The following is a 20,944-nucleotide window of genomic DNA, read 5'->3' on the forward strand; positions in this document are numbered from 1 at the left end:
GGCCTTCGCCCTGCCGTTCTGTTCAAAACTCAGGAGACACGCCGTGCCGGTGTCGCTGCAGGCCGCTTCCGGGCGCGGATCTCCTGAGTTTTGAACGGACGCGGCGGTGATGCCGGCTCTGGGCGCGAGGGGTGCGGCGGGAGTGCGGGGCTCCGGGCGCGACGGATGCGGCGGGGTGCGCCGCTCGGCCTTCGGCCTTCCGTTCGGTTCAAAACTCAGGAGACACGCCGTGCCGGTGTCGCTGCAGGCCCCTTCCGGGCGCGGATCTCCTGAGTTTTGAACAGGATGCGGCGGCAGTGCCGGGCTGGGGGCGGGGACGTACGCTGAAAGCGGTACCCCGGCGCATCACAGCCGATCCGATCGAAGGAGACCGCGCATGCCCGACCTCCGTTTCCGCACGAGCGAGGCGCGGCTCCGCCTCACCGATCCCGACGGCGCCCCGCTGGCCGGAGTCCCCGTGACGATCGAGCAGACCGGGCACGCCTTCGGATTCGGCAACATCGGCTTCGACCTCATCGAGTGGATCGCCGGTCCGCCCCCCACGGATGCGGTCGGTGACTCGCAGGTCTTCGGCGGAGCGCCCTCCACCGACCCGGAGGTGCTCGCCGAGGCGTACCTGGAGCTCTTCAACGCTGTGACCCTGCCGTTCTACTGGCGCGGGTTCGAGCCGGTCCGCGGGCACACCGACGCCGATCGGCTGCGGCGCACGGCGCAGTGGTTCCGCGACCGCGGCGTGAGCGTCAAGGGCCACCCGCTCGTGTGGCACACGCTCGCCCCGGCGTGGCTGCTCGAGCTCGACGACCGGGAGGTCGAGGGGGCGATCCGAGAGCGCATCCATACGGTCGTGACCGGGTTCGCCGGCACGGTCGATCTGTGGGATACCATCAACGAAGCCGTGATCCTGCCGATCTTCACCGCCGAACAGAACGCCGTGACGCGCCTCGCGCAGACCAAGGGGCGCCTCGGCATGGTGCGGATGGCCTTCGAGGAGGCACGCGCGGCGAACCCGGACGCGCGGCTCGTGCTCAACGACTTCGACTGGTCGGCGGATTACGAGCAGCTCATCGCCGAGAGCCTTGATGCGGGGGTGAGCATCGACGCGATCGGCGTGCAGACGCACATGCACCAGGGGTACCGCGGCGAGGAGAAGATCAGCGAAGTGCTCCAGCGGTTCTCGCGCTTCGGGCTTCCCATCCAGGTGACGGAGACGACGCTGCTCTCGGGGGCGCTGATGCCCCAGGACATCGACGACCTCAACGACTACGTGGTGGCGGAGTGGCCGTCCACCCCCGAGGGGGAGGCGCGGCAGGCCGAGGAGGTGGTGCGTCACTACCGGAACGTGCTCGCGCATCCGGCCGTCGAATCCCTCACGTACTGGGGAATCACCGACGCCGGCGCCTGGCTGGGGGCACCGGCGGGGCTCCTGCGGGCCGACGGCTCCCGCAAACCCTCGTACGACGCCCTGCACGACCTCATCCGGGGCGAATGGTGGACGCCACCTACGCGTGCGGTGGCGGAGGACAACGGAATCGTCGCCGTGTCGGGCTTCGCGGGCACCTACCGCGTGAGCACGGATGCTGCCGCGGCCGAGGTCGACCTTCCGGCCGGCGCATTCGCGGCCGAAGTGACGGTCGGGGAAGGGCGGAGGTGAGCGCCGTGCGCACGAACTGGGCGGGCAACCTCGTCTATTCCGCGGCCGAGACGATCGCCCCCGCGTCCCTCGCCGACATCGCCGCCGCAGTACGCGGCGCCGAGCGGGTCAAGGCGCTCGGCAGCCGCCACAGCTTCAACACCGTCGCCGACACCCAGGGCGTGGCGATCTCGGTGACCGAACTCCCCCGAGAGGTCTCGATCGACAGCGACCGCGGGATCGTCCGCGCCTCGGCCGGCCTGCGGTACGGCGACCTCGCCGCCGAACTCGAGCGCGCCGGCTGGGCGCTCACCAACCTCGCCTCGCTCCCGCACATCTCGCTCGCGGGCGCCGTGGCCACCGGCACGCACGGGTCGGGAGACGCGGTCGGCTCGCTGGCCTCGGCCGTGGCCGCCGTGGACCTGGTGCTCGCCGACGGCGAGGCGCGCACGTTCCGCCGCGGGGATGACGGGTTTCCTGGGATGGTGGTCTCCCTCGGCGCGCTGGGGATCGTGACCGCCGTCGAGCTCGACATCGTGCCGAGTTTCGAGATCGCGCAGACCGTTTACGAGCGGCTGCCGCTGGACGCGGCGCTGGAGGACTACGACGCGGTGACGGCGCTCGGGTACAGCGTGTCGATGTTCACGACATGGCGCGACCCGGACGTGGTCGACCAGTTGTGGGTCAAGCGCCGTGCAGACGGGGCGAGCCCCGCCCCGGACAGCGTCCTGGGTGCGCGGGCCGCCACGGGCAAGCGGCACCCGCTGCCCGGTGTGGACCCCGAGCACTGCACCGACCAGCTGGGGGTGCCCGGGCCCTGGCTCGCGCGCCTTCCGCACTTCAAGCTGGAGTTCACCCCGTCCAACGGCGACGAACTGCAGTCGGAGTACCTCGTCCCCCGCGAACACGCGGCCGGCGCCCTCCGCGCCATCCGGTCGCTCGCGAGTGCGATCGCACCGCTCCTGCTGGTGTCCGAGGTGCGCACGGTCGCCGCCGACGACCTGTGGCTCTCGCCCGCGGCGGGGCGTGATGTCGTGGGCATCCACTTCACATGGGAGCCGCGCCAACCGGAGGTCGAGAAGCTGCTGCCGCGGATCGAAGACGCGCTCGAGCCGTTCTCCGCGCGACCGCACTGGGGGAAGGTGTTCGACCTGGATGCTGCCGCCGGGCGCCTCCCGCAGTTGTATCCGCAGTGGGAGAGCTTCCGCTCGCTCCGCCGCTCGCTGGATCCGCACGGCACGTTCTCGAACGGCTTCCTCGAGCGCATCGGTCTGTGACGAGCACGGCTCGCACGGGTGCCTGCCCCAGTCAAGGCCCGTCGCCGTGTCGGGGGGAGCACCTACCATCGAACGCATGTCTGATGGAAACGACGAACGAGAGATGCTCGGCGCGACCGAGAACAGCAACAACCCCGTCGAGAAGGACCCCTCGACGTGGGTCACCGGTGACGAGCCGATGACCGCGCCGCAGCGCAGCTACCTCGACACCCTCGCGCGCGAGGCGGGGGAGGAGATCCCGGCCGACATCACCAAGGCCGAGGCCTCCGAGCAGATCGACCGCCTCCAGGACAAGACCGGCCGCTCGGCCGGCTGACGCCCCCGGGGCCGGCCCCTCGCGGGCCGACTCCGCCGGCGGGGCCACTCCGCTGGGGCGAAGGATGGGTGCACGGCGATGTCGCCGCAGCCAATCTGCTCATCCGCGAGGGCCGGTTGGCCGCGGTGCTGGACTTCGGCTGCGCGCGGGCGTGGGGGGATCCGGCGTGCGACACGGTGCCCCTGTGGACGTTCCTCCCCGCGTCAGCACGAGGCGTCTTCCGGCGGGAGATGGCACTGGATGACGCGACCTGGGCCCGCGGCCGGTGGTGGGCGTTGTGGACATCCGGTAACGCCCGCCTGGTCTCAAGGCGCGTGATTGTTGCATCGTATGACGAGGCGAATCGGGGGATGCGCGCGGCCGTTCTACGGTGGCGGGGCGGCAGTGACGCGGACCCGACGCGTCGCGGAGGCGGCCGCATCCCTTGCACAGCGAAAGAGGACTCCCATGCGCATTCCCCGCACTCTGCTGGCCGGAACCGCGGCCCTTGCTCTTCTGCTGACCGGATGCGCCGGTGCCTCGACGTCGCCGGGTGACGGCGCCGGCGACGCCGACAAGACCGACATCACCGTCGGATTCAACCCCGGGCCGTACCTGGAGATGTTCCAGGACGGGATCGTGCCGATCCTCGAGGACGACGGCTACACCGTCGAGACGGTGGACTTCACCGACGGCATCGTCGTGAACGTGGCCGTGGACTCGGGTGAGATCGACGCGAACATCATGCAGCACCCCGTCTATCTCGACTTCGTCAACGCCCAGGAGGGCCTCGACAACGTGGCGCTCGTCCAGATCCCCACCCCCCGGATGGGCCTGTTCGGAGGGAAGAAGACCTCCATCGACGACGTCGCCGACGGATCGACCATCAGCGTGCCCAACGCTCCCTCGAACCTCTACCGGGGGCTGCTGATCCTCCGCGACCTCGGATGGATCGACTTCGACGACGTGGAAGATCCGAACACCGCCGACCTGTCGATCATCACCGACAACCCGCACAATCTGAACATCACCGCGATCGAGAACGCGCAGCAGGTCCCCGCGCTGCAGGACGTGGACTACGCCACCATCCAGGGCAACTTCATCATCGCGGGCGGCCTCGACTACGACGACGCGCTCGCGGTGGAAGATCAGCCGGTCGAGTTCTCCAACGTCGTCACCGTGCGCGGCGCCGACGTCGAATCCGACTGGGCCCAGGCGATCAAGGCCGCCTACGAGTCGCCTGAGTTCGTCGAGTACATCACCTCGAACGCGCAGTACGACGGTTACAACCTGCCCGCATGGTTCGAGTGAGCTCCGCTGGATCGGGGACGATCGTCTTCGACGACGTATCCAAGACGTTTCCGGGAAGGGCCGCCGACACCGCGGCCCTTCGCGGCGTCTCCCTCGAGGTCGCCGAGGGGGCGATCTTCGGGGTGATCGGCTACAGCGGGGCGGGGAAATCCACCCTCATCCGGATGGTGAACGGGCTGGAGCGGCCCACCACCGGTCGCGTCGTCGTGGACGGCGTCGACATGGGGGCGCTGCGCGGCCGCGGATTGCGTGACGCGCAGAAGCACACCGGGATGATCTTCCAGCAGTTCAACCTGCTCGAGACCGTCCGCGTGCGCGACAACGTCGCGCTGCCCCTGCGGTTGGACGGTGTCGGCAAGCCCGCCGCCCGCGCCCGCGCGGAGGAGGTGCTCGACTTCGTCGGGCTCGGGGGGAAAGCCGACAGCTTCGCCGGGGAGCTCTCCGGAGGACAGAAGCAGCGCGTCGGCATCGCCCGCGCGCTGGTGCGCAATCCCCGCATCCTGCTCTCGGACGAAGCCACCAGCGCGCTGGACCCGACCACCACGGTGCAGATCATCGACCTGCTGCGCGACATCAACCGCGAGTACGGCACCACCATCCTCGTCGTCACGCACGAGATGGACGTCATCAAAGACCTCGCCCATTCGGTCGCGGTGATGGCCGAGGGGCGCGTGGTCGAACAGGGCGCGGTGCTCGACACGTTCCTGCATCCCCGCGAGGCCATCACGCGCGACTTCGTGTCCACCGTGGTCCCGCAGGACCTGCCCCGCCGGGTGGTGGACCACCTCGGCGCCGGCGGCCTGTGGCGCCTCCTGCTCCTGGACGCGGAGGTCACGCAGCCGCTGGTGTCCGATCTCATCCGCGACCTGGACGTATCGGTCAACATGCTGCACGCCGACATGACCGAGATCCAGGACCACACCGTGGGGCAGATGATCGTTCAGGTCACCGGCGACCCCGACCGCGTGCGACGAGCGCGCACCTACCTCGCCGAGCGCGTCATCCACCTCGAGGACGTGAACGCATGACCGGCGACCGCTGGACCCTCATCACGCCCGACATCTATCTGAAGGCGCTCGGCGAGACGCTGCAGATGCTCGGGGTGGCCCTCGTCCTGGGCTCGATCCTCGGGATCGTCATCGGCACGGTGTTGGCCTTGACCCGCCCCGGCGGGGTGCTGCCCCACCGGGCCGTGCACCTCGTGCTGGGAATCCTCGTCAACCTCGTCCGGTCGCTGCCCTTCATCATCCTGCTGGTGGCGATCCTCCCCTTCACGAGATTCCTCGTGGGCACCAGCATCGGCGTGTGGGCGGCCATCGTGCCGCTCACCGTGATGATCGCCCCCTACATCGGCCGGCTGGTGGAGAACTCGCTGCTCGAGGTGCCCCGCGGCGTGATCGAGGCGGCGCGCGCCATGGGTGCCTCGCCCCTGCAGATCTTCTGGCGGTTCCTCCTGCCCGAGGCTCGCGGTTCGCTCATCCTGGCGGTGACCATCGCGACGGTCGGCCTGATCGACGCGACGGCCATGGCCGGCACCGTCGGGGCGGGCGGCATCGGCGATCTGGCATTGTCGTACGGCTACCAGCGCTACGACGGCTTCGCGATGGTGGCCACCGTGATCACCCTGGTCGTGCTGGTCCAGGGCATCCAGATGGTCGGCTCCGCCGTCGCTCGGCGCGTCGGGCGGAGGTGAGCGTGGTCGACTATCGCCCCGCCGGGCGGGTGAGTGGCCTTCCGCAGAATTTCTGGGGCGGGATGGACCGGGAGATCGCGCGGCTCTCCGCCCAGCCCGGGCCGGCGATGATCGACGTGTCCAAGGGCAACCCGGATGTCCCCACCCCCGAGCACATCGTCGCGGCGATGCAGCGCGACGTGGCGGATCCGGTCAATCACCGTTATCCGTCCTACGCCGGCCGGCCGTCGTTCCGGCGCGCGATCGCCCGTCGGTACCGCCAGGACCACGGCGTCGAGGTCGACCCGGATGCGGAGATCGTGGTCTCCCACGGCTCCCACGAGGCCCTTCTGGGCGCCGTCATGGCGCTCGCCGATCCGGGGAGCACCGTCGTCCTCCCCGATCCGGGCTATCCGCTCTACACGTCGGCGACGGGCCTGGCCGGTGCGCAGCTGGTGCCGCTTCCTCTTCCCGCGCCGGCCTACCAACCGGACTTCGCCGCCTTGGCGGGGCTGAGCGACGCGTCGGTGCTGCTGCTGAACTATCCGAACAACCCCACCGGCGCGCTGGCGGTGCCGCAGACCTTCGAAGAGGCGGCCGCCTTCGCCCACCGCACGGGCGCGGCCTTCGTGCACGACTTCGCGTACTCCTCTCTCGGGTTCGACGGGCGACGGCCGCTGTCGGCCCTGGCCGTCGACCGCGCGCACGAGGTCACCGTCGAGGTGCAGACGCTCTCGAAGAGCTACAGCATGGCGGGATGGCGCGTGGGATACGCCGCGGGTAACGCGTCGATCATCGCCGCCATGTCGCGGTACCAGGCGCACGCGTTCAGCACCCTGTTCGGCGCCACTCAGGAAGCCGCCGCCGCGGCGCTGGAGGGCGACCAGTCGGCGGTCGCGGACCTCGTGGCGATGTACCAGCGTCGCCGGAACGTCGTCGTCGCGGGCCTTCGCCGGATCGGGTGGGAGGTCGCAGCTCCTGACGGGAGCTTCTTCGTGTGGGTGCGCGTCCCCGGCGGCGGGGATGCGGTGGCCTTCGCCGGGCGCCTTCGCGAGGAGCAGCGGGTCGCCGTCGCCCCCGGCGACGGTTTCGGCCCGGGCGGACGCGGCTACATCCGCATCGGTCTGGTGCGGGACGAAGAAGCGCTTGCCGAACTGATCGAGCGTCTCCATGCCTTCACCGCGAACGCCGGGACGTGAGGCCGTGACAACGCCGCGCGCTCAGGCCAGCGCGTCGCGCAGCGCGCGGGCATCGCGGACGGCGTTACCGCCCAGGTCGTTGTTGAAGTAGGCGTACACGTCGAGCCCCTCACCCAGCCACTCACGAATGCGGTCGGTCCACCACGCGATCGCGTCGGGACTGTACGACCCGTTGTAGAGGGTGTCATCCGGACCGTGCAGGCGCACGTAGACGAAGGATGCGGTGGCCCTCAGCACGCACGGGAGACCCGCGCCGCTCATCACGCAGTACGCCGCCCCGTGCCGCTCGAGCAGCTGGAACACCTCCTCATCCACCCATGACGGGTGCCGCAACTCCACGACGGGGCGGGAGTCCGGGGGAAGCCCCTCCAGAAAGGCCGCGAGGCGCGCGTCGTCGCGCTCGGCCTTGGGGGGGAGCTGGGCCAGGAACGGACCGCGCCGATCGCCCACGGCCGCCAGGCCGAGCGCGATCCGCTCCTGCCACTCCGGTGTGAGCGTGAGGCTGCGCGCGTGCGTGACCCCGCGCGGCGCTTTGACGGCCAGCTGGAACCCGGGCGGGAGCCGGTCGCGCCAGGCCGCCAGTCGCTCCGGCCGCGGCCACCGGTAGAAGCTCGTGTTCAGTTCGACGGTGTCGAACTCCCGCACGTACCGGGCGAGTTGGTCACGGGTGCCGGGCTCGTAGAGCACACCTCGCCAGTGCGGGTAGCTCCACCCCGATGTCCCGATCCATGCGCGCGGTGTGTGCATGCAGCTCCTCCCGCATCGACGATCGCCGATCGGGGCCGCGGGGCGCAGCGGGTTGACCCCGCGCCGCACGGCGCGCTATCGCCGCGAGCTATTGTGCGCGCGGTGCCTCCGACCCGACGGTTCCGCTCACCTCGTCGAGGTAATGCTCCTCGGCACGGTGCAGCTCGTCGAGGAACTCGACAACCGTGCGTCGCTCCTGAGCCCCCAGCCGGGCGGCAGCGACCGATACCGCCACTCGCCGCACGGCGAGCAGCCGGCGCGCAGGGGAACCGGCCGGCACCGTGGATCTGACGATGATGCTTCGCCGATCCTGCGGGTGCGGTTCCCGTTCGGCCCATCCGGCCTGGACCAGACGGTCTATCAGCGCCGTGGTGGCAGCGGACGATATGCCCAGCAGTGCCGAGAGGCTCCGCGGGGTGGCCTCCCCGCCGCCGGCCTCCAGCTCGATCAGGTGGCGGAGCACGCGCGCGTCATTGGGTCCGATACCCAGCGCGTGCAGAGTGACGCGATCCACCGACTTCTCCACGCCGGACAATCCGTCCAGCGCCTTCACGACGTCATCCGCCGACGCGGTCTGCCTCACGACACCCCCTTCGCGGCTATCACCTAGCGGAGCGAGATACTCCCGAACGGAGCAAATAGCCGAGCGATGCAGCACATCGTACCCCCCGGTGCCCGTGCGACGGCAAACTCCGATCGGGGTGGACGGGCGGTACATGCCCTGGCATAGGATGCCCGACGTGGAAGAAACGCGGGGCGAGTCGTCGCGCTACTGGTACGGCGGGACGGAAGAGGACCGCCGTGAGCGCGCGGTAGAGGTACTGCAGGCGTTCCGCGTGTACCGTGCGGCCGAGATCGCGATGCGCCGCCGGACGCGCGAGTCGATGTCGATGGGTGAGAACGAACTGCTCGTCCTCCGCTACCTTCTCCGCGCCTCCGGCGAGGGCCGCTCGGTGTCACCGAGCGAGCTGACGCGGTATCTCGGCGTCTCCACCGCCTCCACCACCGCGATCATCGACCGCCTCGAGAAGTCGGGTCACGTCACCCGGATTCCGCACCCCTCCGATCGCCGCAGCATCCTCGTCGTGGCGACCAAGGAGTCCGACGCGGAGGTGCGAGCCACGCTCGGCAAGATGCACGAACGGATGATGGCGGCCGTCGTCGACATGTCGCCGGAGGAGAGCGCGATCGTCGTGGAGACCCTCACTCGGCTCCAGGAGGCCGTCGACCAGGTCGACGCGCACGTCGCGGGAGACGCCCCGGAGGCGCCCATCGAACTCGCCATCGGACGAGCGCCGGGCGATCGCTAGGCAGGTGCGCTCCCCGAGCGCAGAGTATTCGCATTTGCCGGACCGCCGTGAAACGATGAGCGCATGGACGACGAGCCGGTAGACGCGACCCCGGGCGGGGGTCCGTCCGAGGGCGCCGTGCTGGAGATCGAAGGCGTCGAAGTCGCGTCGTTCACCGCCGTCGTCGAGCGTCTCTGCGTCGATTACCCCGGCGTGGCGTCGGCACGCATCGAGACCATCCTGCTGCGCGAATGGGATGCCTTCACGGCCGGGCGCCCCCTCGTGGTACCCACGGCGGTGGAAGCCGGCGTGCGCGAGATCCTCGACCTGCTCTGACCTCAGGAGGGACGCTGCTCGGGCGGTTCGCCGACGAGCATGAGTCCCCCGGACGAGTTCGCCGAGTTCGCCAGTTCCTCGATCCACGCGCGGCTGAGCATCGCCGGCTCCGGGTCGTCGAAGACGAAGCGCAGCGGGATCGAGGGATGCAGCCACACCGTGCTCCGCCCGGGTTCCTGGCCCTCGGGGTGCGTCCACGACAGCGTGAAGCTCTCGCCTCTGCGCAGCTTGGTCGCGATCACCACCTTCAGGTGAGCCAGTGCCCGGTCCTCGATCTCGATCGGTGTCGCCGAGTCGCCATAGAAGATCGTTCCCACGCCTCCACGTTACGGTGCCGCGCCGGCAGGCCGGGAGGGCTTGCGTTCCGGGGCGGGTGCCCATACCGGTCGGCAGGCGCGCGCACGTCGGGACGCTAGGCTCGGCGCATGGGCAGATTCATCTACGACACGATGCCGAACTCCGTCGACATCGATGACCGCACCCTCGCACATCTCCGCATCGTCGTGATGAATAAGCTCCGCCGCTCGGAGTCGTTCATGTTCGACGTCGAGGTCGGTGACGGCAGCGGCCGGCGCAGCTACTGGATGCACCCTGCTGTGCCCATCCAGTTCCACTTCTTCGGCAGCCGAGCCCCGCGCATCAACCGCGCGTGGGTGGAAGAGCTGATGCTCGTCGCGAGCGGCCCGAGCGGCCTCACGATCGTTCCGGAGCCCTCCGAGGACTCCTTCGTCGAAGAGGGCTGACGCCGCTCAGGACTTCTCGCTGCGCTCGGGCGCCGCGAGGTCGAAGTGCTCCGAGACGAGCATGATGCCGCCCGTCGAGTTCGCGGAGGCGGCGAGCTCCTCGATCCACTCGCGACTGAGTGTGGGGGCCACCGGGTCATCGAACACGAAACGCAGCGGGATCGAGGGGTGCAGCCACAGCGTGCTGCGTCCCGGCGGCTGATCCTGGGGGTGGCGCCAGGAGACGGTGAAGCTCTCGCCGCGGCGCAGCTTCGTCGCGATGACGACCTTCAGATGCGCCAGGGCGCGATCCTCGATCTGAATAGGTGCGCCGGATCCGCCGTAGTAGATGGTGCCCATGGCGACCACCCTAGCGTTCTCGCCCGCCTCGCACGGGATACGCCCGCCCGCGCGGGACTGTCAAGGGGATGCGCTACGCACCGGCCCTTGCGAGCCTGGAGGAGTCTGAAGGAGGAGAACCGTGAGTGCACGCCCAGGCCCTGGAGCCCCCGGCGGAGACGACGCCACAGAGGGGACCTCGAGCGCAGATGACGCATTCGCCGGGCTGACCCCCATCGACGTCGTCGACGGGGAACTCGTCCCGCGCCGCCCGCGTCGGCGCTGATCCGCTCCGCCCGCCCCTGCGAGCGGAGCGGGCAGAGCGGATGACGCCGTCATGCGTGCCGCGGGTCAGGCGAGGGTGCGGCCCGGGCCGTCCGGTAGCGGCAGGGTCGGCTCATCGGGGGTGGGGGCGAGCGGCTCGTCCGGGTACGGGGCCGGCGGTTCTGCGGGGGGACCGCCCGGGGTCGGGCTCGGCATGCCGGGGGCGGGCCCGGGCATACCGGGCGCGGAGGGGGAGCCGGGAGGGAGAGTCGGATCGCTCATCCCCCTACTCTTGCGCGGGGCGGGTGTGCGGCGAAGGGCTTGCCGGGTTCAGCCGGCGGGTGTAGCGACCGCTCTCCGCGGTGCTGCGGCGGCCGGATCGTCCAGGAGCGGTTCGAAGGCGGCTTCGGCGGCGCCGATGAGGAGGCGGTCGGCGGCCAGCGACGCCACGCGGATGTCGAGGCCTTCGGAGTTGGCAGGCATGGCTTGTGCGGCCACTGCTCCGGTCAGGGCGGGCAGGTCGAGGCCTGCGATCGTCGCGAGGAAGCCCCCCAGGACGATGACGGACGGATTGAGGACGTTGACGGCGTTGGCGAGGGCGGTGGCGAGGATGCGCCGCTGCCGGGCGATCTCGGCGGCCACGGCCGAGGATGTCGAGGCGGCGAGCACCGCACCGAGGGTCGGTTCGTCCGCCGAGGCGAGGCCGACGGCCTCGAGCAGCCGCGAACGGCTGACCTCGTCCTCCAGGACGCCACCGGGAGCGCGGCGGTCGCTGTCGGAGACGATGCCCGGGCGGTTCTGCCCGAATTCACCGGAGTACCCGCCCGCGCCGGACACGGCCATGCCCTGCACGATGAGACCGCCGCCGATGCCGCTGGCCCCGCCGTTGAGATACACGACGTCGTCGATCCCGTGTGCCGCCCCGAAGCGGTGCTCGGCCAGCACGCCGAGGCTCGCGTCGTTGCCCACGACGGCCGGCACGCCCGTGGCCTCGGCGATCATGGTGCGCAGGGGAGCGTCGGTCCACCCGAGGTGGGGGGCGGTGCGAACGACCCCGTCCGCCTCCCGGACGAGACCCGGGACGGCGACGCCCACGGCGGTCACGGCCGCGCCGGCGAGGGGGCCGGAGAGCCACGTGTCGATGTGCGCGCGCACGAGATCGGTCGTCTCCTCGGGCGAGAGGAGGTGGTCCATCTCGACGCGTTCGCGGATCGGGATCGAGCGGTCCAGGCGCACCGCGGCGATCTCGAGCGCATCCACCTCCGGGTTGACGGCGATGGCGATCACATCCGGGTGCGTCTGCACCATGGGGGAGGGCCGCCCGACGCGGCGCTCGGGGCTCGGGGCGCCCTCGCGGATGAGACCGAGGGCGACCAGCTCCGCGACGAGGTCTGCGATCGTCGAGCGGTTCAGAGCGAGTTCGGCCGTCAGGGTGGCCCGGGAGGCGGGGCCGCTGACGTGCACGCGGCGGAGGAGTCGACCGAGGTTTCCGGCACGGACCTGTTCGATTCCCGTGCGCGGCGTCGTCATCGCACCAGAGTAGCGAGCAGACGGGCCTCGCGATGACGTTTGTTGCTAGCGACCACGAAATAGCGAACCGCCTCAGTTCCTCCGGAGCCGTCGCGCGAAGGCCAGGACCAGGCCGAGCGCCAGCATCCCGGCACCGAGGGCGAGGGCGCCGAGCGGGACTGTGCCCCCGGTTCCGGCGAGGGGATCTGCGTCGCCCCGTCGCGCGGTCGCGGGGAGCGTGATCCCCCCGCTGTTGCCGTCGGTCAGCGAGCTTCCCGGCAGCGGCATCACGCTCGGCGTGTTCGGGTCCGGAGCGGGATCGGCGGGATCGGTCGGATCGGTCGGGTCTGTCGGAGCGGGACCTGCTGCGACCAGCTCGGCGACGCCCCACCGGGCGGTGTTCTGGTAGCCCGTGCCCGTCGGCTCCGCCCACGTGTGCACGGCGACTCGCACGCCGGCGCGGCCGTCGTTGACCTGGAAGTCGATGCCGTGGAACGTCCCGGCGCCGCCCAGCGGCACGTCGTTCTGCCCGCCGGACTGGCCGATCATCGCGACGGCCACCTCGACCCGGTATCCGGTGTCGGTGGTCGTCGTCGCGCTGTTCAGCACACGCGCCTGCTGCGCCGCAGCGTTGCCGGTGCCGAAGGACAGCTGGTTGTCCGCGGTGATCCGGATCTGTGTGTCGTTGGGACCGTACGCCCCGGACTTGCTGTTGCCGAGGTCGAGGAAGAGCTCCACCGAGTCACGGTTCCAGGGATCGCTGCTGGTGAGGTCCAGAGCGGGGTCGGTGACGTCGAACAGCGCGTACAGGGTGTTGCCGCGCCACGTCGCCCGCACATCGGCGGTGGCACCGGCGGCATCTCCCTCGACCGTCGTCGCGGTGGTCACCGCCGGGGCATCGGCCCATACCGGGTCCACTTCCCCGTCGACCTCCGGCGCGGTCAGCTCCGGGATGCGCAGGAACGACAGCGGCTCGAGGAAGGTCAGGCGGCCCGTGGCGCCGGGGGAGTTCCAGGCGCCTCGCACCTCCTCGTTCACGATCACGCGCACGTCGAAGTCGGCGGTGTCGCCCACGGAGATGCCGGAGTGCGGCAGATGCACGGCCACCACGTGGCGGTCGCCGACCGTCGCGGCGATGCCGGCGACCGAGTCGGGGGCGCCCTCGTCGAACGTGTACTCCGCCCCGCGGTAGGTGAACTCCAGTCGCTCGGGCACCTCCGCGGTGCGCACGAGCACCGTGAGGTGATCGGCGTTCCAGCGTGTCTGGAAGCCGCTGACGCCGCCGGTCAGGGGATTCTCCGGAAGGTTGCGCCACTCCGGAGCCTCGGCGAAGCCGTCGGCGAGGGCGACGTCTCCGCCGAACACATCCGCGGTGGTGACGAGCGGCGGGAGGTTCTCCGCGTCATCCACCGCGCCGAAGTACGCCGGCTTGGCCTGCAGCGCGCCGTCGAACAGCAGGGGCTGCTGCTCCGCGCGCCACGAGCGCGTGTCGGTGAGCCCCCAGACGGTCGCGGCGAACAGCTTCTCGTCTTCCGGTGCCGCCACATGGTAGCCACGCAGCATCGCGAACGCGTCGCGATAGAAGTGCCCCTGCCGGATGCGGTTGGCCTCGGTCGCCGGGTTGATGGTGACATCCAGCTCGGTCACCTCCTGCATCAGACCCATTCCCGCAAAGCGCGCGAGCGCATTCTCCATCGCCGCCACCGGCGTGTTCACCGACACGTGGAACTGGTGGCCGACCCCGTCGACGGGCACATCGGCGGCGACGAGCCGCTCGACGAGGGCCTCGTACTGGGCGCCCTTGACGTCCTGCTCGGTGTTGTAGTCGTTGATGAAGAGACCCACCGGACGGTCGGCGCCGGGGGCGGCGTACGTGTCGTTGAACGCCTCATCCGCGTACCGGAAAGCGAGATGGATGTACTCCTCGCCCAGGACGTCGTGCCAACGGCTCGTGCGCAGTCCGTCGGGGGTGCTCTGGTCGGAGATCACCTCGTTGACGACGTCCCACGCCACGACCGGGTTGGTGGCCGAGCCGTACGGGCCGTAGTCCTCGGCGATGGAGGCGGCTACCGCATGAATGTGGGTGCGCAGGCGCTCGCGCAGGAGCTGCTGATCCGCCGGGGAGTTCGTCAGCTCCCGTCCGGTGTCGTCCTGGAAGAACCACGCGGGCGTCTGGGAGTGCCACACCAGCACGTGTCCGTACAGGCGCAGATCGTTCGTCCGGGCGTAATCGAGCAGCGCGGTGGCCTCGGCGTGGCGGACGAAGTTCTGCGCGCCGTCGTACCAGGCTTCGACCTTCATATGGTTCTCAGGCGTGATCTGGTCGAAGTGGTGCAGCAGCAGTTCCGACGCTCCGCCGGTCGTCTCGCGGGAGTCGATGGCGACTCCGACGGGAAAGTCGAGCGTGTCCTTCAGCGGCACGAGCGATGTGTCGACCGCTGACGGCTCCGGCACCCACACCCGCAGCGAGTCGACGAGGAAGGTCGACGTGTTGCCGCTGTTGTAGCGGGCCTCGATGTAGAGCTCGGCGTTGGTGTCGTAGGTCGGGACCGTGAACTCGCCCTCGATGGTCGTCCAGACATCCGCCGAGGCGTTGTCGATCTGCAGCATGTTCGCGTAGCTTTCCGATCCGCCGGTGACCGTGCGCATCGAGACCGAGAGACCCAGGCCGACCGCGGCGCCCGGCGCGAAGCGCACCGCCGCCGACATCCGGTAGGTCTGCCCGGGGATCAGGACGTCCGCGACGTCGTGCTGGATGCCGTCGCCCTCGTGCGTGCGACCGGAGACCTGCGCCGCGAAGGCCGTGTCCGACGCGCCGCCCTCGACCACGGCGACGACCGGCGTGGACGAACCCGAGCCAGCGCGCGGCGCCCATCCGTCCAGCAGACCGTCGTCGAAGGTGGTGTCCAGCAGCACGGTGCCGGGCGGCTGTCCGCCCGGCTCCTCGCCGCCGTCGGGCGTGCCGGCGGGCAGCGTGAACGACCAGCCCGCGGCCAGGCGTTCGGTCACGACGGTGCGGGTGGCCGCCAGCGATCCGGAGCGCTCGCCGCCGCCATCGTGGACGAGCACGACCTCGCCGGGCTTCATCGCCGCGCGCAGGTTCGCCGTGAGGGTGGCTTCCTCCTGCGTCTGCCAGTCGTTGATGGTGTTCACGACCGCGAGGGGCTGCATGCCGAGCGAGACGGCCGCGGCGGGAGTGTTGCCCCACGACCCGTTGGGTGCACGGAAGAACGGCACCGGGTGGTCGGGGTCGTCGAGTGCGGTGCGGATGATCGTGAGGTTCTCGGCCATGCGCTGGGCCGCCTCGGCCTCGGACAGACCGCCCATGTCGTCATACGTGGTGGAGTGGTTGCAGAGGACGTGGCCCTCTGTGACGATCCGCCGCAGGATGTCGGTCCCACCGGGCGCGGTGATGTTCTGGCCGATCACGCAGAACACCGCGCGGATATCGCGCTCGGCCAGGAAGTCCAGCAGCGCCGGTGTGGTGCCCGGGTTCGGGCCGTCGTCGAAGGTGAGGGCCGCGACGTTCCCGCTGCCCTCGGCCGCGGACACCGGTGTGGCGGTGGGATTCACGGCCCCGCCGGGCGGAACGTCGGGCGTGCCGCCGCCGTCGTCGGCAGGATCGGCGGTCACGACGATGTCGTCGACGTAGTAGGTATAGGGGAGACCGCCCGCGATGTCCGTCGTGCCGATGTAGGCCTGCAGCTGTGAGGTGTCCCCGGCGGGGGCGGTGTACGTGCCGCTCACCGTGGTCCATGCCGAGGACGTCACGGCCGTGTTGCCGATCCAGTCGTACGCGGGCTTCATGACGAAGCGCGCTGAGCTGTCGGGTGTTCCTTCGGCCAGGCGCACGCGCATGGAGAAGCTGTACGTGGTGCCGGCTTCGTAGATCCCGGCCGGGCTCTGCAGTCCGACGAAGTCCGCAGAGCGATCCGCGACCTGCAGCACCGTGCTCCCGTCGAGGTCGACCACACTCAGCGTGTCGGTCGCCCCGCCGCTCTGGGCCCACGTGCCGATCGTGCCGTCTTCGAAATCGACGGCGCTGACGACCACAGGCGCTGCGGTAGCCGGAGGGGCGCCCGTGAGCACAAGGGCCCCCACAGCGGCCAGGGAGACGAGGGGGAGGAATCGTCGAGACACGGGCGCTCCTTTGCGCGGTCATGTTGTGCGCGCCAACATATCTCCGCACTCGCGCCGTTTCGGGCGTTCGTTACGCAAACGTGACGAAACTCCACCGAAAGTTCCGTTGGGTGCGCTCCCACGGGGTCCTGGCCTTCCCCCGGCGCGAGCGCGCCCTCCTTGTCGTCCGATCCCGGTGCCGGCGTCGCGCCGCTGAAGGGACAGCATCTGCCGGCTCTCCGGGGCGGGACCCGACAGATCCTGTCCCTCGAACCTGAGGCGAGAACCGGGCGCGTGGGTCGCCGCTTCGGGATGCGGTGCTCAGCGGGGAGGGGCGGTGCTTCCGCGCACGACGAGATGTGTCGCCAGGTCGATCCGGGGAGCGGCGGCATCCCGGTCGGCCGCGGATGCTCGCAGCACGATACGCGCCGCTTCTGCTCCCATGCGGCGAAGCGGCTGGTGCACCGTCGTCAGGGGCGGGCTGACCCACTGCGCCGGGGCGATGTCATCGAAGCCCACGACGGACAGGTCGTCGGGGACTCGCAGCCCCCGCGCGCGCGCCGCTTCGTACACGCCGAGCGCTTGCAGATCGTTCCCGGCGAAGATCGCGCTCGGAGCGTCGGCGAGCGTCAGCAGGGCGAGCGCGGCCTCGCGACCGCCCTCGACGTGGAAGGAGCCGAACCGCACCCATCCCGGGTCGACGGCGAGACCCGCGCTCGCCATCGCCGAGCGGTAACCATCAAGGCGCGCGAGGGAGCACATCATGTCGTCCGGCCCCGTGATCGCGGCGATCCGCGTGTGGCCCTGCTCGATGAGGTGGCGCGTCGCCGCGAGCCCTCCGGCCCAGTTGGCCGAGCCGACCGATGCGACATCGGCCGGGGGATCGCCGGCGGAGTCGACGATGGCGAAGGGGATGTTCTGGGATGCCAGCTGCCGGCGTTGTTCGAGGGGGATGTCCGACACCACGAGCACGATCCCCGCCGGGCGCCGGCGCAGGACGGCCTCCATCCATTCCGGCTCGAGCGAATGGCGGCTGCCACTCTCGGTCACCACGACGGACAGTCCGTGCTCCTTGGCCACTTCCTCCACACCGGCGATGATCTCCATCGACCAGCTGGCTTCGAACTCGTGGAAGACAAGGTCGATCAACTCCCCGCGGTCTCGCCCCGAGGACGCACGCCGGGTATAGCCGCGCGAGGCGAGCAGTTCCTGGATACGCGCGCGTGTGAGGGGGGAGATGTCGCTACGTCCGTTGAGCACCTTCGAGATGGTGGACAGCGATACTCCGGCCTCGGCCGCGATGTCGACGAGGCGGACACGGGACGTCTCGGTATCGGATGTCATGACCGGATTCTACGGCGAAAGCGAAACTTTCGACGCCGCGCCGTCCCGGCCATCGGCATCCCCGAAACCGGGCCGCACAGGGCCGCGCGGCCATCCCGGAGGGTGTTGACCTCGGCCGTGAGCGCCGATAGGTTGTTTAAGGCAACATTTTTCGACGAGGAAAGAAGAATCATGGCCACCCCCACCCCCAAGGACAAGTTCTCGTTCGGTCTCTGGACCGTCGGCTACAACGGCTCCGACCCCTTCGGCGGCCCGACCCGCCCCGCTCTGGACGTCGTCCACGCCGTGGAGAAGTTGGCCGAGCTCGGCGCGTACGGACTGACCTTCCACGACGACGACCTCTTCGCCTTCGGCTCCACCGATGCGGAGCGTCAGACCGAGATCGACCGCTTGAAGGGCGCGCTGAGCGACACCGGCCTGATCGTGCCGATGGTCACCACCAACCTGTTCAGCGCTCCGGTGTTCAAGGACGGCGGCTTCACCGCCAACGACCGGCAGGTGCGCCGATTCGCCCTGCGGAAGGTCTTCCGCCAGCTCGACCTGGGCGCCGAACTCGGCGCGAAGACCTTCGTCATGTGGGGTGGACGCGAGGGCGCTGAGTACGACTCGTCCAAGGACATCCGTCAGGCCCTCGAGCGCTACCGCGAGGCGGTCAACCTCCTCGGCGACTACGTCACCGACAAGGGCTACGACATCCGCTTCGCCATCGAGCCGAAGCCGAACGAGCCGCGCGGCGACATCCTGCTGCCGACGCTGGGCCACGCGATCGCCTTCATCGACTCGCTCGAGCGCCCCGAGCTGGTGGGCGTGAACCCCGAGGTCGGTCACGAGCAGATGGCGGGCCTGAACTTCGCCGCCGGCATCGCCCAGGCGCTGTACCACGGCAAGCTCTTCCACATCGACCTGAACGGGCAGCGCGGCATCAAGTACGACCAGGACCTCGTGTTCGGCCACGGCGACCTGCACAATGCCTTCGCGCTCGTCGACCTGCTGGAGAACGGCGGCCCGGGCGGCGTGCCGGCCTACGACGGCCCCCGTCACTTCGACTACAAGCCCTCGCGCACCGAGGACGAGAAGGGTGTCTGGGAGTCGGCCGCGGCGAACATGCGCACCTACCTCCTCCTCAAGGAGCGCGCCGCAGCGTTCCGCGCCGACCCCGAGGTGCAGGAGGCGCTCGCCGCCGCCAAGGTCGACGAGCTGTCCACGCCGACCCTCAACGAGGGCGAGAGCTACGACGACTTCCTCGCCGACAGCTCCGCCTACGAGGACTTCGACGCGTCGGTGTACTTCGGTGGCAAGGGCGCCGGTTTCGTCCGCCTGCAGCAGCTGGCGACCGAGCACCTCCTCGGCGCGCGCGGCTGAGCACGTCCGTTTCCTGAGTCTCCGCGACACCCGGATGCGGCACGAACGCACCCGGGTGTCGTGGACACTCCACGCCGCAGAGAGAGCGAGCATGTGATGGCGTTGGTGGCAGGAGTCGACTCGTCGACGCAGTCGTGCAAGATCGTCATCGTCGACGCCGGCACGGGCGCGATCGTCCGTGAGGGGCGCGCAGCGCACCCCGATGGCACGGAGGTCGACCCGGAGGCCTGGTGGGTCGCGCTCCAGGCCGCGATCGCGAGCGCCGGTGGCCTCGACGATGTCGCGGCCATTTCGATCGGCGGGCAGCAGCACGGGATGGTGGCGCTCGATGCCGCAGGGCGCGTCATCCGGCCCGCCCTGCTGTGGAACGACACACGCTCCGCACAGGCGGCCGCCGACCTCGTCGCCGAGGTGGGGGCCGACGCCTATGCGGCCCGCACCGGCGTCGTGCCCGTCGCATCCTTCACGGCGACCAAGCTCCGATGGCTGCGGGATGCGGAGCCGGAGAACGCCGCCCGAGTGGCCGCCGTCGCACTGCCCCATGACTGGCTCACCTGGCGGCTCCGCGGATTCGGCCCGGAGAACCCCGAGCTCGACGCCCTGACGACCGACCGCTCGGATGCCTCCGGCACCGCGTACTGGGGTCCGGACGGGTACGACCGCGAACTGCTCACGGTGGCGCTGGGGCACGACGCCGTCCTCCCGACGGTGCTGGGTCCGGGCGAGAACGCCGGGACAACGCCGGGTGGGGTCCTCGTCGGCCCGGGAGCCGGCGACAACGCGGGGGCGGCCCTCGGGCTGGATGCTGCACCCGGCGACGTCGGCGTCTCCATCGGCACCTCCGGCACCGTCTTCGCCGTGACCGATCACCCGGTGGCCGACCCGACCGGTACGGTCGCCGGATTCGCCGACGCCGCCGGCGGCTACCTCCCCCTGGTCGCCACGCTGAACGCGGCGCGGGTACTCGACGTCACAGCCCGCCTCCTCGGCGTCACCCACGACGAACTGGCAGCACTCGCGCTCGACGCCGTGCCGGGCGCCGGGGGAGTCGTGCTCGTTCCCTGGTTCGAGGGCGAGCGAACCCCCAACCTGCCGAACGCGCGCGCCTCGCTGTCGGGGCTGTCGCTGGGCAACACCACCCGCGAGAACCTCGCCCGGGCCGCCGTGGAAGGGATGCTCGCCGGACTTGCGACCGGTCTCGACGCCATCCGCAGCCTCGGGGTCACCGCCGAGCGCGTGCTCCTGGTGGGCGGCGCGGCACGCAGCGAGGCGGTCGCCCGCATCGCGGCGCAGGTCTTCGACGTTCCCGTGGCCGTACCCGCCCCGGCGGAGTATGTCGCCCTGGGCGCGGCGCGTCAGGCGGCGTGGACGCTGACGGGCGCGCGCCCCTCCTGGCCGGTCGTCCTGGAGCGCGACGCGGTATCGGATGCTCGACCCGAAGTCCGTGCGGCCTACGATGCGATAGCCACCGCCCGCGCGGCCGACGCGCGCTGAAGCCGGCGGCAGCGGGGACGGCCCTCGCGGAGGAG

21 protein-coding genes are annotated in these 20,944 nt (G+C 70.4%); 13 read left to right on the forward strand and 8 right to left on the reverse strand.

Going from position 1 to position 20,944, the window contains the following annotated elements; genetic code table 11:
* Positions 1-376 precede the first annotated feature (376 nt).
* The 8 genes from AC2DFQ_RS08450 to AC2DFQ_RS08485 all read left to right on the forward strand — a co-directional run bounded on the left by AC2DFQ_RS08450 (position 377) and on the right by AC2DFQ_RS08485 (position 7,384).
* Positions 377-1,651, forward strand: a complete 1,275-nt coding sequence (locus tag AC2DFQ_RS08450; protein WP_484533586.1) for an endo-1,4-beta-xylanase — start codon at positions 377-379, stop codon at positions 1,649-1,651.
* A gap of 5 nt (positions 1,652-1,656) precedes the next feature.
* Positions 1,657-2,907, forward strand: a complete 1,251-nt coding sequence (locus tag AC2DFQ_RS08455) for a D-arabinono-1,4-lactone oxidase (RefSeq protein ID WP_484533587.1) — start codon at positions 1,657-1,659, stop codon at positions 2,905-2,907.
* Between the two features lie 76 nt (positions 2,908-2,983).
* Complete coding sequence (locus AC2DFQ_RS08460) at positions 2,984-3,223, forward strand: DUF3072 domain-containing protein (RefSeq protein ID WP_484510297.1); 240 nt, start codon at positions 2,984-2,986, stop codon at positions 3,221-3,223.
* A complete protein-coding gene (locus AC2DFQ_RS08465) occupies positions 3,220-3,759 on the forward strand; it encodes a phosphotransferase (RefSeq protein WP_484533839.1) in 540 nt (179 codons plus the stop codon). The genes AC2DFQ_RS08460 and AC2DFQ_RS08465 overlap by 4 nt, the downstream gene beginning before the upstream one ends.
* Complete coding sequence (locus AC2DFQ_RS08470; RefSeq protein WP_484533588.1) at positions 3,671-4,513, forward strand: MetQ/NlpA family ABC transporter substrate-binding protein; 843 nt, start codon at positions 3,671-3,673, stop codon at positions 4,511-4,513. Before AC2DFQ_RS08465 ends, AC2DFQ_RS08470 begins: the two co-directional genes overlap by 89 nt.
* The gene (locus AC2DFQ_RS08475) at positions 4,501-5,541 is read left to right on the forward strand and encodes a methionine ABC transporter ATP-binding protein (protein ID WP_484510299.1); all 1,041 of its coding nucleotides are present in this window, start codon (positions 4,501-4,503) and stop codon (positions 5,539-5,541) included. Before AC2DFQ_RS08470 ends, AC2DFQ_RS08475 begins: the two co-directional genes overlap by 13 nt.
* On the forward strand, positions 5,538-6,206 hold the full coding sequence (locus AC2DFQ_RS08480; RefSeq protein ID WP_484510300.1) for a methionine ABC transporter permease: 669 nt from the start codon (positions 5,538-5,540) through the stop codon (positions 6,204-6,206). The genes AC2DFQ_RS08475 and AC2DFQ_RS08480 overlap by 4 nt, the downstream gene beginning before the upstream one ends.
* Before the next feature lie 2 nt (positions 6,207-6,208).
* Positions 6,209-7,384, forward strand: coding sequence for an aminotransferase class I/II-fold pyridoxal phosphate-dependent enzyme (locus AC2DFQ_RS08485; protein ID WP_484533589.1), 1,176 nt, complete (start codon positions 6,209-6,211; stop codon positions 7,382-7,384).
* A gap of 21 nt (positions 7,385-7,405) precedes the next feature.
* Here the strand turns inward: AC2DFQ_RS08485 and AC2DFQ_RS08490 are convergent, their stop codons facing one another.
* Entirely contained in the window at positions 7,406-8,131 is a 726-nt protein-coding gene (locus AC2DFQ_RS08490; RefSeq protein ID WP_484510302.1) for a DUF72 domain-containing protein, read from the reverse strand.
* Positions 8,132-8,219: 88 nt separating this feature from the next.
* Complete coding sequence (locus AC2DFQ_RS08495) at positions 8,220-8,714, reverse strand: MarR family winged helix-turn-helix transcriptional regulator (protein WP_484533590.1); 495 nt, start codon at positions 8,712-8,714, stop codon at positions 8,220-8,222.
* Between the two features lie 157 nt (positions 8,715-8,871).
* Here AC2DFQ_RS08495 and AC2DFQ_RS08500 point away from each other — a divergent pair, with 157 nt between their 5' ends.
* Both AC2DFQ_RS08500 and AC2DFQ_RS08505 read left to right on the forward strand, forming a co-directional pair.
* Positions 8,872-9,441 (forward strand): MarR family winged helix-turn-helix transcriptional regulator, encoded by a 570-nt coding sequence (locus tag AC2DFQ_RS08500; RefSeq protein ID WP_484533591.1) that lies wholly within the window; start codon positions 8,872-8,874, stop codon positions 9,439-9,441.
* A gap of 63 nt (positions 9,442-9,504) precedes the next feature.
* On the forward strand, positions 9,505-9,756 hold the full coding sequence (locus AC2DFQ_RS08505; RefSeq protein WP_484533592.1) for a hypothetical protein: 252 nt from the start codon (positions 9,505-9,507) through the stop codon (positions 9,754-9,756).
* Between the two features lie 2 nt (positions 9,757-9,758).
* On the opposite strand, the gene AC2DFQ_RS08510 is transcribed toward AC2DFQ_RS08505, so the two are convergent.
* A complete protein-coding gene (locus tag AC2DFQ_RS08510; RefSeq protein ID WP_484533593.1) occupies positions 9,759-10,073 on the reverse strand; it encodes a DUF7882 family protein in 315 nt (104 codons plus the stop codon).
* A gap of 108 nt (positions 10,074-10,181) precedes the next feature.
* On the opposite strand from AC2DFQ_RS08510, the gene AC2DFQ_RS08515 reads away from it, so the two are divergent.
* On the forward strand, positions 10,182-10,499 hold the full coding sequence (locus AC2DFQ_RS08515; RefSeq protein WP_484510307.1) for a DUF7882 family protein: 318 nt from the start codon (positions 10,182-10,184) through the stop codon (positions 10,497-10,499).
* A gap of 6 nt (positions 10,500-10,505) precedes the next feature.
* On the opposite strand, the gene AC2DFQ_RS08520 is transcribed toward AC2DFQ_RS08515, so the two are convergent.
* From AC2DFQ_RS08520 to AC2DFQ_RS08540, 5 genes are all read right to left on the reverse strand, one after another.
* Positions 10,506-10,838 carry a DUF7882 family protein gene (locus tag AC2DFQ_RS08520; RefSeq protein ID WP_484533594.1) on the reverse strand — a complete coding sequence of 111 codons (333 nt, stop codon included), beginning with the start codon at positions 10,836-10,838 and terminating at the stop codon, positions 10,506-10,508.
* 330 nt (positions 10,839-11,168) lie between these two features.
* Positions 11,169-11,363 carry a hypothetical protein gene (locus AC2DFQ_RS08525; protein ID WP_484510310.1) on the reverse strand — a complete coding sequence of 65 codons (195 nt, stop codon included), beginning with the start codon at positions 11,361-11,363 and terminating at the stop codon, positions 11,169-11,171.
* A 48-nt stretch (positions 11,364-11,411) separates the two neighbouring features.
* Positions 11,412-12,611, reverse strand: a complete 1,200-nt coding sequence (locus AC2DFQ_RS08530; protein ID WP_484510311.1) for an ROK family protein — start codon at positions 12,609-12,611, stop codon at positions 11,412-11,414.
* A gap of 72 nt (positions 12,612-12,683) precedes the next feature.
* Complete coding sequence (locus tag AC2DFQ_RS08535) at positions 12,684-16,730, reverse strand: endo-1,4-beta-xylanase (protein ID WP_484533595.1); 4,047 nt, start codon at positions 16,728-16,730, stop codon at positions 12,684-12,686.
* A gap of 300 nt (positions 16,731-17,030) precedes the next feature.
* Positions 17,031-18,053 carry a LacI family DNA-binding transcriptional regulator gene (locus AC2DFQ_RS08540; protein WP_484533596.1) on the reverse strand — a complete coding sequence of 341 codons (1,023 nt, stop codon included), beginning with the start codon at positions 18,051-18,053 and terminating at the stop codon, positions 17,031-17,033.
* Positions 18,054-18,224: 171 nt separating this feature from the next.
* Here AC2DFQ_RS08540 and xylA point away from each other — a divergent pair, with 171 nt between their 5' ends.
* Positions 18,225-19,415 (forward strand): xylose isomerase, encoded by a 1,191-nt coding sequence (gene xylA, locus AC2DFQ_RS08545; protein ID WP_484533597.1) that lies wholly within the window; start codon positions 18,225-18,227, stop codon positions 19,413-19,415.
* Positions 19,416-19,511: 96 nt separating this feature from the next.
* The gene (gene xylB / locus AC2DFQ_RS08550) at positions 19,512-20,909 is read left to right on the forward strand and encodes a xylulokinase (RefSeq protein WP_484510315.1); all 1,398 of its coding nucleotides are present in this window, start codon (positions 19,512-19,514) and stop codon (positions 20,907-20,909) included.
* The last annotated feature ends 35 nt before the right edge of the window (positions 20,910-20,944 follow it).

It is taken from the genome of Microbacterium sp. Z11_20 (assembly GCF_057197605.1).

What these genes read in the sequence shown, in the direction of transcription:
- AC2DFQ_RS08450 (WP_484533586.1), top strand. Translation starts at nt 377, where the DNA reads ATGCCCGACCTCCGTTTCCGCACGAGCGAGGCGCGGCTCCGCCTCACC.
- AC2DFQ_RS08460 (WP_484510297.1), top strand. Translation starts at nt 2,984, where the DNA reads ATGTCTGATGGAAACGACGAACGAGAGATGCTCGGCGCGACCGAGAAC.
- AC2DFQ_RS08470 (WP_484533588.1), top strand. Translation starts at nt 3,671, where the DNA reads ATGCGCATTCCCCGCACTCTGCTGGCCGGAACCGCGGCCCTTGCTCTT.
- AC2DFQ_RS08475 (WP_484510299.1), top strand. Translation starts at nt 4,501, where the DNA reads ATGGTTCGAGTGAGCTCCGCTGGATCGGGGACGATCGTCTTCGACGAC.
- AC2DFQ_RS08480 (WP_484510300.1), top strand. Translation starts at nt 5,538, where the DNA reads ATGACCGGCGACCGCTGGACCCTCATCACGCCCGACATCTATCTGAAG.
- AC2DFQ_RS08490 (WP_484510302.1), bottom strand. Translation starts at nt 8,131, where the DNA reads ATGCACACACCGCGCGCATGGATCGGGACATCGGGGTGGAGCTACCCG.
- AC2DFQ_RS08505 (WP_484533592.1), top strand. Translation starts at nt 9,505, where the DNA reads ATGGACGACGAGCCGGTAGACGCGACCCCGGGCGGGGGTCCGTCCGAG.
- AC2DFQ_RS08515 (WP_484510307.1), top strand. Translation starts at nt 10,182, where the DNA reads ATGGGCAGATTCATCTACGACACGATGCCGAACTCCGTCGACATCGAT.
- AC2DFQ_RS08520 (WP_484533594.1), bottom strand. Translation starts at nt 10,838, where the DNA reads ATGGGCACCATCTACTACGGCGGATCCGGCGCACCTATTCAGATCGAG.
- AC2DFQ_RS08525 (WP_484510310.1), bottom strand. Translation starts at nt 11,363, where the DNA reads ATGAGCGATCCGACTCTCCCTCCCGGCTCCCCCTCCGCGCCCGGTATG.
- AC2DFQ_RS08530 (WP_484510311.1), bottom strand. Translation starts at nt 12,611, where the DNA reads ATGACGACGCCGCGCACGGGAATCGAACAGGTCCGTGCCGGAAACCTC.
- AC2DFQ_RS08540 (WP_484533596.1), bottom strand. Translation starts at nt 18,053, where the DNA reads ATGACATCCGATACCGAGACGTCCCGTGTCCGCCTCGTCGACATCGCG.
- xylA (WP_484533597.1), top strand. Translation starts at nt 18,225, where the DNA reads ATGGCCACCCCCACCCCCAAGGACAAGTTCTCGTTCGGTCTCTGGACC.
- xylB (WP_484510315.1), top strand. Translation starts at nt 19,512, where the DNA reads ATGGCGTTGGTGGCAGGAGTCGACTCGTCGACGCAGTCGTGCAAGATC.